Annotated in this window: 12 protein-coding genes; 3 read left to right on the top strand and 9 right to left on the bottom strand. The window is 37.9% G+C overall.

Annotated features, from left to right (window positions below; genetic code table 11):
* Positions 1-3: 3 nt before the first annotated feature.
* A complete protein-coding gene (locus tag BQ9859_RS05315; protein ID WP_075877198.1) occupies positions 4-432 on the bottom strand; it encodes a GNAT family N-acetyltransferase in 429 nt (142 codons plus the stop codon).
* A gap of 207 nt (positions 433-639) precedes the next feature.
* Between BQ9859_RS05315 and BQ9859_RS05310 the strand changes: the two genes are divergently transcribed.
* From BQ9859_RS05310 to BQ9859_RS05300, 3 genes are read left to right on the top strand one after another with little or no spacing between them, the layout of a single operon-like run.
* Entirely contained in the window at positions 640-1557 is a 918-nt protein-coding gene (locus BQ9859_RS05310) for an AAA family ATPase (protein ID WP_075877197.1), read from the top strand.
* Positions 1554-2510 carry a DUF58 domain-containing protein gene (locus BQ9859_RS05305; RefSeq protein WP_075877195.1) on the top strand — a complete coding sequence of 319 codons (957 nt, stop codon included), beginning with the start codon at positions 1554-1556 and terminating at the stop codon, positions 2508-2510. The genes BQ9859_RS05310 and BQ9859_RS05305 overlap by 4 nt, the downstream gene beginning before the upstream one ends.
* Entirely contained in the window at positions 2491-4575 is a 2085-nt protein-coding gene (locus BQ9859_RS05300) for a transglutaminaseTgpA domain-containing protein (protein WP_075877193.1), read from the top strand. The genes BQ9859_RS05305 and BQ9859_RS05300 overlap by 20 nt, the downstream gene beginning before the upstream one ends.
* A 34-nt stretch (positions 4576-4609) precedes the next feature.
* On the opposite strand, the gene BQ9859_RS05295 is transcribed toward BQ9859_RS05300, so the two are convergent.
* The 8 genes from BQ9859_RS05295 to BQ9859_RS05260 form a co-directional block, all read right to left on the bottom strand.
* Positions 4610-5443, bottom strand: a complete 834-nt coding sequence (locus tag BQ9859_RS05295) for a putative ABC transporter permease (RefSeq protein ID WP_075877192.1) — start codon at positions 5441-5443, stop codon at positions 4610-4612.
* 99 nt (positions 5444-5542) lie between these two features.
* Positions 5543-6409 (bottom strand): DNA/RNA non-specific endonuclease, encoded by an 867-nt coding sequence (locus tag BQ9859_RS05290; RefSeq protein WP_075877191.1) that lies wholly within the window; start codon positions 6407-6409, stop codon positions 5543-5545.
* A 1-nt stretch (position 6410) separates the two neighbouring features.
* Positions 6411-6833, bottom strand: a complete 423-nt coding sequence (locus BQ9859_RS05285) for a hypothetical protein (protein WP_075877189.1) — start codon at positions 6831-6833, stop codon at positions 6411-6413.
* A gap of 96 nt (positions 6834-6929) precedes the next feature.
* A complete protein-coding gene (locus BQ9859_RS05280; protein WP_075877188.1) occupies positions 6930-8912 on the bottom strand; it encodes an FtsX-like permease family protein in 1983 nt (660 codons plus the stop codon).
* On the bottom strand, positions 8905-9672 hold the full coding sequence (locus BQ9859_RS05275; RefSeq protein ID WP_075877187.1) for an ABC transporter ATP-binding protein: 768 nt from the start codon (positions 9670-9672) through the stop codon (positions 8905-8907). Before BQ9859_RS05275 ends, BQ9859_RS05280 begins: the two co-directional genes overlap by 8 nt.
* Before the next feature lie 130 nt (positions 9673-9802).
* The gene (locus BQ9859_RS05270) at positions 9803-11221 is read right to left on the bottom strand and encodes an amidophosphoribosyltransferase (RefSeq protein ID WP_075877186.1); all 1419 of its coding nucleotides are present in this window, start codon (positions 11219-11221) and stop codon (positions 9803-9805) included.
* A gap of 264 nt (positions 11222-11485) precedes the next feature.
* Positions 11486-13375: a M56 family metallopeptidase gene (locus BQ9859_RS05265; RefSeq protein WP_083662689.1), complete on the bottom strand. Its 1890-nt coding sequence runs from the start codon at positions 13373-13375 to the stop codon at positions 11486-11488.
* Entirely contained in the window at positions 13350-13727 is a 378-nt protein-coding gene (locus BQ9859_RS05260; protein ID WP_075877184.1) for a BlaI/MecI/CopY family transcriptional regulator, read from the bottom strand. Before BQ9859_RS05260 ends, BQ9859_RS05265 begins: the two co-directional genes overlap by 26 nt.
* Positions 13728-13818: the final 91 nt, after the last annotated feature.

Genomic DNA, 13818 nt, shown 5'->3' with positions numbered 1-13818 from the left:
TGATTAAACTCTATAGACAAAACGATGAAGTGCAGCATTACAATCCGTACAATCTTCATCATCTTCAAAGCCACAAGAATAATAAAAGCCCTTTAATTCTTCAATCTGTTCTTCATTGCCATATGCAGTCACCTTTATCTCGTCTTCTGGTTCGAAACAGCCGGCAACCGTATAGATCAATTTTGTTGCGACACTTTGATTACGATAATCTGGATGAACCGCTAGCATTGTCAATTCCTTATTCTTACGGTCAAACATCACAAAGCCTTCTAACGTATCATCGTCCAAACTGACAAAGACTTCACGCTGTTCGATACTGTTCATCAAATCTTCCTTAAATGATTTTTTTCTATAAGCAGCATAGTCTTCTTTCATTGCATCGAGCAAGCGTATGCACGAGTCTGCATCTTCCTTTTTTGCATGTCGGATCATGTATTCTCACTCCTTTTGTGCTACTAACATTCTTATTCTAACGAAAACCTCCATTTCTTGCAAGTATTTTCTCTCTATTCCTATTGATAGAAAATATAGAACTGCCTTTTTGCCCCGTATTTCTCGTATTTTCATTGACCAAACAGATGTTTTAAGGCAAACTATATTATATAAATACCATAAAAATCTGAAAATGAGGTAAATCATATGCGACTAGATGAAAGAATACTGAATGAAGTAAAAAAAGCTGTTTTTGGCAAAGATGAACTATTAGAAAAAATTTTGATTGCAATCTTAGCAAAAGGACATATCTTGCTAGAAGACATTCCTGGTGTAGGCAAGACAACGATTGCAAAAACCTTTGCACAAGTATTGGGCTTAAAAAGCAAGCGTATGCAATTTACTGTTGATATTTTGCCAAGTGATGTCGTAGGTTTTACAATGATCGATCCGGAAACAAAACAGGCAAAATTATATCCTGGTGCAGTTTTTTGCAATATATTTTTAGCCGATGAAATTAACCGTACTTCCAGCCGTACTCAGGCTGCCCTTTTAGAAGTCATGGAAGAAAACAACATTACTGTCGATGGGATAACTTACCCCGCATGGGATCCATTTATCGTGATCGCCACGCAAAATCCCTACGGATCCGCAGGAACCCAACCGCTTCCCGACAGTCAATTAGAGCGTTTTCTCATGCGTTTGTCCTGCAGCTATCCTGATGCAAAAACAGAGATACGCATTTTAAAAAGCAAAGAAGTTATGCACGAGATACCGCAGCAAATCATGAATGAAGAAACCATTAAAAAGATGCAATCGGATTGTGAGCAAGTATTTATCCATGATGATCTATACGCTTATATTGTCACTCTGATACAAAAAACACGCAACCATCCAGCGATTCAACAAGGAGCAAGTCCGCGGGGATCCATCGCTTTAGCGGCGGCTGCAAGGGCTCGTGCTTATCTCCATGAACGAAATTATGTATTACCAGAAGATATTCAGGCTGTATTTATCGATGTCTTATCACATCGCATACATTTAGCAGATCCTCAAGCAAACAAAGAAGATAACGCTGCCATCTTGCATTCCATTATCAAAGAAACAAATGAACCATCCTTATGATGTACAAACGTATCTTTGCTTGGATCTGCTATTTCTCTTTTATCTTCACTATCTGCATATTATTTGTCATTACGGATGCCTATTGGTTGTTCATGTTGATTCCTCTGCTTATACTCTTGCCTTTGTTTTCTTTCTGTTTGCTTATTTTACAAAAATGCACTGTGCAAATACGACTTGCGAAAAGAGATGATCACATATGGGTACAGATAGAGGATCACTTCATATTTGGACATCCTCTCATCGAGCTGCAGATAAAAGAATATAATGCATTTACAAAAGAAGAAAACATTCAAACGATTTCATTATTCAATGATCAAGTGTACCCCAGTGAACACTTTGCACCAGGAATGATCAATTTAACGGTACAAAAAATCCGCTGCTTTGATATTTTGCATTTGTTTTCGCTTCAGGAAAGAAAAAAGAAGATAGAAATTGCGTTTTTACAGTTACCGCAAGAAGCACATTCCAGTAGTCATAACGCCTTGCAGACATACATCGCTTCTAAAAGAAGAGAAGATGCATGGCAAGATAAACATGAAGTACGGGAATATCGGCCAGGTGACGCATTCAGGTGGATCCATCATAAATTAAGTTACAAAAGCGGAAAACTCATGATACGGGAATTTGAAAATGTTTCCCATTCTACGATTCATTTATTGCTGGATCTCAGTGGATCCATTATGCAATGTAAAGAAACATTAGCACTCTACCAAGGGATTGCAAAAGCACTTTTAACAGAAAACATACATTTGCAAATCATCTATTACAGTGAACAAAGACAGCAAATGATCGAATTGCAACAGATAGAAGATGTGACCTCATCTTTATATCAAATTATATCCCAACCCAAAAGCAGCGTACAAATATTCCCATTTCCAGTAAAAAAAATACAACAGGGGCTCTACGCGATCAAACAGGAAGGAGCTGATCATAATGACACAATGGCACTCTAGATTTCTTCATTGCTTTCCTTTCTTGATCGCATTTTCTTATTTTATTCACTTTCAGCTGATTTTTTCTATGTTATCACCTCTATCAATACTATTCCTTTTCGTTCTCGGTTCACTGTTCTATACCCTATATCTGCGTGTTTTTTCCAAACAATCCCCGATTATCCTTACCGTTATCTTGCTGCTTATTTTGATTGCAACATTTCTCTTTCTGCCAAGTATCTGGAAATCCTTGTATAATCAAACTTTAAGTATCTATCGTCTCTACTCTACTTTGGTCTTTTACCCATTTTCAATCAACACTGCGATCCAACAATCCCGCTTTCTTTTATGGATCTTGTTCTTACTGCTTTTTCTATTCATGCTTGCTCTTTTTGATTCATTGATCAGAATCTGCCGTTGGCCACATCTCGCTGCTTTTTTATTGATTGTCTTGTTAATTCCATGCTTGCTCCACCATGTTCCCCAACCATTCACGATTTATGTTTTAACGATATGGATCTTCTTACTGTTATTGCTTCGATCTCCATCAGCAAGATCGTTTTCAACATACGTTTTTTTCCTGCTGTCGATGTCCTTTCTACTGATCCTATCGCTTTTTATATTTCCAAAAGAAACCATTTGGCAATATAATCAACAGTTAAGAGATCAAACAATTGCAAAAGTCATGACCCGGTTTCAGCAGCTTTTTATAAATGAAAATCAAGATACGATCGATCTGCAAGAAGCCAATGATCGTTTCTATGTAGGTGCCATTCATTTCCAAGTGCAAGGCACCCCGCAGACATATTATTTACGTACGTATAGCGGTGCCAATTACAATGACAATCATTGGGACCAATTACTGCAAGATATATATGACTCTGCTGCCATTGACTATCCTTCTATTTTATTACAGTTAGATCCTAATGCAGCAATCTGGAATAAGGATCCTTCCTTTATCACATCTACTGTTATCATCGACGATTACCGTGGAAGCACAAGACGAGTCGTACCTTATTTTCTGGCATCCATTGATGGTGGTGATCCACAAAGTGTAAATGACAGTTTCCTGGTTCGCAATGCAAATGAGGCTACCTATCAATACCACATTTGGCGCAGCGAAACGCTCAATTCTTATTTGCAGACGAATTATGCACCAGCAGATCTTGATAGCACATATGATCGTTTTGCTTTAAATTTCTACACACAGCTAAATGAAAATGAAAAAAATTTATTCTCGAATCTGCAATTGAAAAATCCACGGTATTTCACTTTACGCAATTCCTCCATGCAAGAAGTAGCCAGTTATGTTAAAGATTACTTGAATGAACATGTCGAATACACCCTGACCCCAGGATCCTTGCCTGAGGGCGAAGATTTTCTCACTTATTTTCTGACAAAAAATCATCGCGGCTATTGTGTTCATTACGCAACTGCTGCAACATTGATGATGCGTTATTATGGCTATCCTGCCCGCTATGTCGAGGGTTACCGCATCACCGCTGAAGATTTTAATGGTAATTATGCAAATGTACGGGACTTTCACGCACATGCCTGGGTAGAGATCTATGATACAAATCTAGGCTGGATTCCTCTTGAATTTACGGAATCTGCACCTATGCACAGCACACAAGCAGAGAATGATATCAATGAGCCAGAACAGCCGACACAAGAAATAGAACAAACGACTCCTTCCGTTACCCAAACACCAACAGAAGACATTCCAACTCCTTCTTCTCCAACACAAACACATACTGCAAATCACTTGATCTGGCTGATCATTCCATTTCTATATTTTTTACAATTACTGATCCGTCATTTTATTCAAGAATCCAGATGCAGACAGCATGATATAAATGCGTCCATACTCATTAGTTATCATGTGATGCAGAAATTACAGCAATATGGTCTGACACTTCCCGCAGCTGCACTGAGCATTGCTCAAAAAGCACGTTTTTCAAATGATCAAATGAGTAATGATGAAAAAGCAGTAATGCTAGATCTGCTTTATCAGATGAAAAAGCAAATAAAACAACTGCCGTTATTGAAACGTTTGCTTCTATATGGCATTTATGCAATTTGGTAAAAAAACAAGATCTCCTCACGATCTTGTTTTTTTATCATTCATCCTCACTTTTTTGTTTTAGATTTCGTATCATTTGTTTATGCTCGTCAAACGCCTTGAAAAGTGCCGACACATTTTCATGACTTACCTGCTTCAATCGTTTAGGGAAAGCCTGCGATAAACGTTGCTTGGTATGCCGGAAGGTGGACATGCGCTGTTGATACTGTTGCTGCAAGTTTTCGATTGCTATCATGAGCTTTTCATCGGCATCCGTTTGTTCTAAGATCTGTGTGATCTTTTGGCTAAGAGGCTCTTCTAATGGAAAAATAGAATTCTCTCTGAATTGTGAAGTCAGTTCACGCAAACTATCTTCCAACAAGCGATAGTCTTCATTTTCACGTAAGATAGCATGAAATGTATGGATATTATCCCATAAAAACAAACCAGTCAGGACAATCGCTGTAATTGTCTGAGCGGCAAAAGGAATCTGTTGTAAGAACATTTGAACCATAGGATGGATCACACGGACAACAATTACGCCTAATACGCCAAACATGAGCGAGTTCCGTAAACAAACTCGTCCATTGATATTCAAACGACGCGAAGAATAATCCCACCATTTGCTATGAAATAATTTCTCCATCAAATAACTGGTTATATACTCCAGCACACTGGTTAAAACCAAACCGGCAAGAAACAACAAAACAATTCGATCGGCAAATGGTTGCAATATGTACAATACGATCAAAGCCCCGAATCCATAGATGGGACAATAAGGACCTTCTAAAAAGCCGCGATTGATAAAACGACGTGCAGGAATGCCGCAATACAAACATTCACATAGCCAGCCAAAAAAACTATATATGAAAAAATATAAGATATGTTCCATTATTGATACACCTCAATATTATTTTTGCATCATCGCCTGCTATTATCCTATGTGAAAAAAGCAAAAAAATCAATGTTATTTACAATCTTTTCTGTTTCCTCATCGTTTTGCTTTTCGATAACCTGCAGCTATTGCTTCTTCTTCACTATCAAATAAGACCAGATATTTTGAGTCAGCCATGTCTTCATACGCAGCCTGTCCGGGACAATGATATATTTTAGAACGGCTATTTCCACGGATCTTTCCTTCTTCCTGTGATTCATTTTCTTCACTTTCCATTAAACGACTATCGCCGTTTGTATAATCTATTATGATGCCTGGCTGTACATTATAACAAAACACATTGAAACAAATCGATTTCCCGGCATCCTCTTGAGAATACCCTTCCATCTGCACGCCTCTTGCTACTAATTCGTCATCGACAAAAATTGGTGTTACGCGATACAAGACATGGTTCTTCGTTTCCTTGATATAATCTGCCACCATATTTTCAAAAGGCAGCATTCCTTCCACATTCATATAACGTGTCCCTGTAATCAAATTTTGCTCGTTTGCATTTTCGCCACTTAACTGAAAACCAATCAAGTGACAACGATTATACAAATATTTTCCATCCACATTATCATATTTTACTGTATGCCAGCCGCTAGGCTTGATCATTCCAATACTTCCTCGATCTTCTTGCGGCATGAGCTCAATCGAAAGATTTGCCATCGCGCGTGTGCATCTACCTAAGGAATCCAATTCGCCATAACTCTCAAATGTTGTACTTGAAAGTTCTTCTTCTGTAAAAGAAGGCATGTTCTCATTTATTTCAACATAAGGCTTTCCCGCATATTCCGGAATATCCTCAATTGTGACCGTGGCAGATAACGAAGGAGCCACCTGCTCCTGGTTGTTTTCACATCCAAATAATGAGAGAAAAATAACAAGAAGAAGTACAATACAAAAATTCCGTCGTTTCATTTCATCCATTTCCTTTCACATAATGTTCCACATCAATCTTTGCATGCGAAGATCCTGCAAAGGAATCATGCAAAATACAGCGCCAATCAGCCACAGATAAAGAAAGCAGTAATTTTTTATCACTTGGATAGAGACGATTCCATCGATAGATCACCAGTTCCTCCAATTGATCCAGCCATTGTAAAAAATCCAGATCTTCACTGACCCACCATCCCTCTGATGAAAGAACTTGTTTCCAATCAGTTATCACTTGATAACATCTTTGGTCAACTTGATGATATAGATCTGCTGTCTCTTTCTTCATACAGAATCCTTGCGAAGCGAATCGCTGTATGACATCTATTCGTTGCAATCGATCCTGACTCAAGCGGCGTCCATGATAGCTAACGCCCCCTCTATCATCCAAACATATGATTACTTTCATCCAGACCGTACTCCTTTCTCTGTAAACCATGATACACGTTTTAAATAAAGAAAGCGAGAAAAAAAGACTGATCTTAACCAGTCTTTTTCACATGATTTATTTCACTATGCCATAATATACTTTTGAAGTTACTAAATACAACAAGCAATAAATAAAGGAAAACACAAGATAACAGATGATGCAGGTGATGATATATAAACCAGTATTTGTTAAATACAACAAGCGCAATAATTGATGGATGATAGGGAATGCAAAAGTAATATGAATGCCGGCAACCACTAAAGGCAAAAAGAATACCATCCATACTTGAGATCGAATGACTCGATGCACTTCTTGACGATTTAATCCGACCTTTTGCATAATGGCAAATCTGTTTTGGTCTTCGTATCCTTCACTGATCTGTTTATAATACAAGATCAATACGGTCGCCATGATAAAAAGGATACTTAGAAAGATTCCAACAAACAAGAAACCTGCATACAAAGAAAAGAAACTGGCATACGAACTTGTTTTTGATTCCAAATAAGCAGGTAGATTCAATCGTCTGATCTGATCATTTAAACTTTCATATAACTGTGTATTCTCATTTGCATTTCCATTCGTATCAAATGCCAAGAAACTTTGCATCTCACTGGCATGCTCCCCATATACATTTTTTTGCTGCTCATAGAGTTTCTTGATCATCGCATCATCCTTTACCACAATAAAATAAGAAGTATTGGCTAGAGACGACATACTGTTATTGCCTACAAATTCATGTAATCTTTCTCTAATAGAAAAGGTATGTCCCATAACAGAAATTGCATCATTTTCATAATCTCCTTGACTCACATAGAGCAAAATCTCGTCTGATTCCAGTTGTTTTTGTTCATTGCTATTTTGATTATAATCCGCTAACGAAACAAAAAATAAATTTACAACATCCTCTAAATTTGTCATATTTCCTAAAGATGTGTCTGTTAAAAACTGATTGTCTTTTCTTAAAGCACTAAAATATAAGTATTCATAATCTAAAACATGATTTGTCTGCACATTTAATTTTTGTGTTTCTTCCTGTACAGTATCCTGAATCTGCTTTTTTTGCAAAGGAGTCACATTTTCCATTGTGATATCGATTTCTCTAGGATAACGGGATGATACAATGTCATCCATTCCCACATAGAGCGAGATCGTCGTTGATAACATAACCAGAACCATTGTTGATAGAATGCAGATATTTGCCAATCCCACAGCATTCTGCTTCATGCGATACATCATGGTCGATACATTGATAAAATGAGATGTTCGATAATAGTAGCGTTTATTTTTCTTTAACAGTTTTAATATTGCAATAGAACCTGCTGTAAATAAAAGATACGTACCAAGGATTACCAGAACGACCGCCAAGAAAAAATATAGGAATGCGGATAAAGGATCCTTTACCGTAACTGCAATTCCATAACCTCCTGCTAAGCTTGCTATCCCTGCAATGGTCATGACCCATTTGATCTTTGGTTCTTTCTCTCCGAAGCTTGCACCATGCAGTAAATCAATCGGATCTGCCACATGTATCTGCCTTGTGCTATTCAAAAAAATGGATACATATATTACGAAAAACAAGAGGATCGTCATCCGAACAGAGGATAGCTCGATCGCATCCATTTGTATAGTTCCCCCTGCCAATAAAGAAACCACGTATGATAATGCTCTTTCTAGACTGATACCGAATAAGATTCCAAAAAGAAGCGAAGCTAATGCAATGTAGAGCGTTTCAAAAGCAATCACAAATACGATATGCCTTTTTTCCATCCCTAGAATATGAAAAACTCCAAATTCTTTTGTTCTTCTTTTCATCAAGAAACGATTAGTATAGAACAAGAACACAATGACAAACAAAGCAACAACATACGTGCCAAATCCCAGCAAGGCTTGCATCTGCGCTCCGCCAAATGATGCTTTGATCGTAGAACTGTCGGCTAAGGATGAAATCACATAATACATCGCGACACTAAATAAGCATGTCAGAAAATAAGGAACATACCATTTTGCGTTCTTTTGCAAGTTATGTACTGCAAGCTTGGCAAAAAAAATGCTATTCATATATACCACCACCCATCAACAATTTTGTCTGGGCCTGTGTAATTTGCTCATACATTTCACCACTGCTGAAGCCTTGCCGTTCTAACTCATGATATACTTTGCCATCCTTGATGAACAATACACGCTGTGCTCGGCTAGCAGCAGCAACAGAATGTGTGACCATGATGATGGTCTGACCTTCTTGATGGATCTTTTCAAAAACTTGTAACAGATCATCGCTGGATTTCGAATCTAAAGCTCCCGTCGGTTCATCAGCCAAGATCAATTGCGGTGAAGTAATCAACGCCCTGGCAATAGCAACTCTCTGCTTTTGCCCTCCGGATACTTCATAAGGAAATTTATCTAAGATCGAATCAATACCCAGCACCTCTGCAATTGGCATTAAACGTTTTCGCATTTCATCATATTTCATATTTGATAAGACCAATGGCAAGTAAATATTATCTTTTAATGAAAAAGTGTCGAGTAAATTAAAATCCTGAAATACAAATCCTAAACTTTGCCGGCGAAAAGCAGCCATGGAACGATCTGGAATTTGTACGATATTTTTACCATTTAACAATACTTCTCCCTCTGTTGGTTTATCTAGCGCAGCTAAGATATTAAGCAAAGTCGTCTTACCAGACCCGCTTTCTCCCATGATCGCCACAAATTGTCCTGTTTCCACATGAAAATTCATATCTTTCAATGCAACGACTTTTGCCCCCATAAAACGTGTCGTATACACTTTTTTTACATGTTTTACTTCTAATAATGACATATCTGCTACCTCCTTTATCTGTCATCATCAGTATAGCTTTTCATGTCTTACCAAACCATCGATTTCCCTTACACTGAAGTAAGGATCCGACAAAAAAAGAATGAACAAAAAATGTCCATTCCCGTTTTCATCATTCTTCTCCATCAAAACAATAGGTACACAATTTAGATTTCGGTAGACCGATCGATGCAACCATATCATCGAGCCGATGATAACGAAGTGTGGTAAACTTCGAGCGTTTTCGAATTTCTTCGCACATTTTTTGATAACGCTCGCTGTTTGGATCAGCATATTCTTTCAATACATCTTCTGTAATCGTATTTCCCTTTTCTAAATCGGCAATCACCCTTCGAGTAATCAGATCCATCTCGGAACTAGAACGAGAAAAATTTAGATACTTGCAGCCAAACATGATAGGCGGACACGCAGGACGCACATGCACCTCTTTTGCTCCTGAATCATACAAAAATTGTGTCGTTTCGCCTAATTGCGTTCCTCGCACGATAGAGTCATCAATCAATAACAAGCTTTTATCTTCAATTAATTCCTGAACTGGAATTAATTTCATCTTGGCAATCATATTCCGTTGTTTTTGACTCGTCGGCATAAAAGAACGCGGCCACGTCGGCGTATATTTGATAAACGGACGTGCAAACGGAATCTTTGAACGATTAGAATAACCAACAGCATGTGCGGTACCGGAATCAGGTACGCCTGCTACACTATCAATATGAACATCGCTGCGTTCATCATGCTGTGCTAACAAATCTCCACAGCGGTTTCGCATACATTCTACATTGACCCCTTCATATGTAGAAGTAGGATAACCGTAATATACCCATAAGAAAGAACAAATTTTCATTTCCTCTTCCGGTTCCTTTACAACTTCAACCCATTCTGGAGTAATAAAATCAATTTCAGCAGGACCTAGATCTTTATAGTGTTGATAACCCAAATTCAAAAAAGCACTGCTTTCAAATGTGACACAATATCCATCCTCTTTTTCACCAATGATCACAGGAGTACGCCCAACCTTATCTCGTGCAGCGTAAATTCCTTCTTTAGTCATCACTAAGATGCTCATTGAACCTTCTACCATATCCTGCACATAACTGATTCCTTCTACGATGCTTTGCTTATGATTGATCAAAGCAGCAACTAGTTCCGTCGGGTTGATTTCGCCACTGCTCATCTCCAGGAAATGAGAAGTTCCTTTATTAAAACATAAAGCTTTCAAAGACTCCAAATTATTGATTCGTCCAACAGTGGTAATTGCAAATGATCCTAAATGTGAATTGACCAATAATGGCTGAGCTTCATTATCAGAAATACAGCCAATACCTAAATTCCCATGAAACTCTTCAATATCCCTTTCAAACTTTGTTCGAAACGGTGAATTTTGAATGTTGTGGATAGCACGATTAAACCCGGTTTCTCCATGTACCGTCATCCCTGCTCTTCGCGTTCCCAAATGAGAATGATAATCCACCCCAAAAAATAAATCGAGTACACAATCTCTTTTGCTTGCTACTCCAAAAAAACCACTCATACACTCTTCCTCCATTGTTTTGTCTCATGACAATGATGAGATACAAAAACAGAATCAGTGAAACTAGCTGATTCTATATTTGTTGTTAGCATTCTCCTCTTTCTGTCATGATGACATCGCTCTCTTCCATGAACAACTTTATTGTAACATACTTTTCTTTGCTTGCGACAGTTTCTTTCTCTTTCCTATTGAATTGCCGGATAACAATAAAGCAGACATTCAATTGTCTGCTTTATCATGGATGTGGGGGACATATTCATCCTTTTATCGGAAAACAGCTTCTGCAATGGCGCCTTTTTTCAGATCCACAACGATCACGCTTGTACCGTTGTTTCCCTGCGCGGTCCATGTTTCAAAGTGACCTTTTAAATATAAGTGATTTTCAGTCAGATCTTGCTTTGTAAATGAAAGATCTTTTTCATCTTTTCGAAAAATCGCAACAAATTGATTTACCAGCTGCTGTGCTGCTTTCTCATCCAACACTATGTCAGAATCTGCGTAAATATCATAATACTTCCATCGATAAGAATTTAGACCCTCGTCACAGAAACTTAGATCCACGCGCGAATTTTCATAAGACCCGTTTAACTGTTTTAAATCTATAGAATAAGAACATACAGATTCATCTTCAGAAATGAGATTTGTTGTCATGCGGTTTAATTGATTCTTATACTTTGCAGGCATTATTTCTTGTAAACCTTCAAATACTGCTTTTTTATCCATATATGCATCGTCCTGTGCAAGGAATTTTTGATAGATCGTATTAACCGTGTTTGCGTATGCAATCGTATCTTTATAATGAGAACGATCGAATAGATCCTCTGCCATCGAATATGCAATAGTATATACCTGTCCATCTTTTGTGATCTCATATTCTATTTGATGCAGCAATGGATCTAAAGCAAATAAAACACCGGCATTATACATTAAGACCTCGTTAGGGAAATCGGTTATGTTTTGTATGTTCATACCTTTGTTTACGTTTAATTTTACCGAGATAGAGCGTTCTGTAATTGTTTCCTCTGTACTGCTTTCACCTTTAGTGATATCCTGATTGTTCCATGCATAATATGGTGAAAAATCTAAATAAGCAAGAATCTCATCATAATCCTCTTTATCTTGAATCGAATGTGCGAAAATTTGCTGCAATCCTTCGCTCGTATTTGATAAAGCATGGCTGGAAGAAGTTGGCATGGCAAACAATCCGATACTGACACACAGGATCAGAAGCAGAATGACCAAAGTAACTCCTGTACCGAAGCGGTGATACGTCATGATATGTTGTATCCGTTGTTTTACATTTCCTTGGGCAAATGTCTGCATAGAATAAATAGAATGCGCATGTTCAGTGATATTTAATAATGCATGCGCATATCGGTATGGGGAAATATGATTCTCCGCCACGGCCGTCTCATCACAGGACATTTCCATATCCTTGATCATACAGCGATACGCAAAATGTACAATTGGATTAAACCAATGGATACAAACAATAAAAAATGCAAACACCTTGAACCAAAGATCATGACGCCGGATGTGTACACGTTCATGCGCAATGACACATTGCAAAGTATCTTCATCCAACCCTTGTGGAATATAAATTCGTGGATGAAAAAGTCCAAATACAAAAGGGGCATCTTTTCTGTCTGTGAAAAATATGTTATCTTCTGCAAACACTGCATTTGCCAAACTTCGTTTTAAGTAAAGTAATCGAAGCAAATGAAATACTACTGTAGCCAGCAAAACGCAAAACCAGATGCTGCCGGCAACATCCACCCAGTCGATTGACGGGTTCAAGAGCAAGACAGAAGTGTCGATGGGATCATCACTTTCTATTATTGAACTTTCTTCCGCATGCGCATTCTCCTGAAAATCGCTTGGCATGCTTTCCATCGCCTCTTGTATTTTCATACGCTCCATCAAAATACTTGGTTTGACTCCGTTAAGATCCGGCTGTAAACTATAGCCGCTTTGAAACTGTATCGGCAGACACAAAGTCAAAAATGCCACGATCCATAACAGATAAGAAAAGCGTTTTGGAATCTTTTTAAGAAAATAACGAAAAACCAGAACAATTGCAATTACATAGCTGCCGATGATCGTACGATCGAGAAACATCAAAAACAGTTCATTCATGATTCTCACCATCTTCATAAGTGTTGATCCACTCTCTTAATTCTTCAATTTCTTGTTTGCTTAACTTGCGTTCTTTAGCAAAAGAAACCATAAAATTAGAGATAGAATCATCAAAAATCTTTTCTATGAAACGACGGCTCTCTTTTCTTTGCACCATTTCCTTTTTTATTAAGGAAGTTACGATCGTATTCTCGTTCGTCAAGATCCCTCTGTCACATAATTTTTTTAAAACTGTATAGGTGGTCGTACGTTTCCAATTCAGTTTCTGCGAACACAATTTTGCTAAATCACCCGATGCAATCGGTTCGTTTTCCCATACGATACACGCAAACGCATATTCTTTATCATGCAGCCTCCATTTATCATCCATTCTATTCCCTCCTCTCTTATCTTTATCTGTACTTCTAGTCTATCGCAATAGACAAGCACTGTCAATAGAAAAAGAGGTGAAACCTCTTCAA

The sequence above is a fragment of the Merdibacter massiliensis genome (assembly GCF_900155395.1).
GTDB lineage: Bacteria > Bacillota_I > Bacilli_A > Erysipelotrichales > Erysipelotrichaceae > Merdibacter > Merdibacter massiliensis.
Note: the sequence above shows the minus strand (reverse complement) of the source record. Positions and strands in the feature narration are given on the sequence as shown.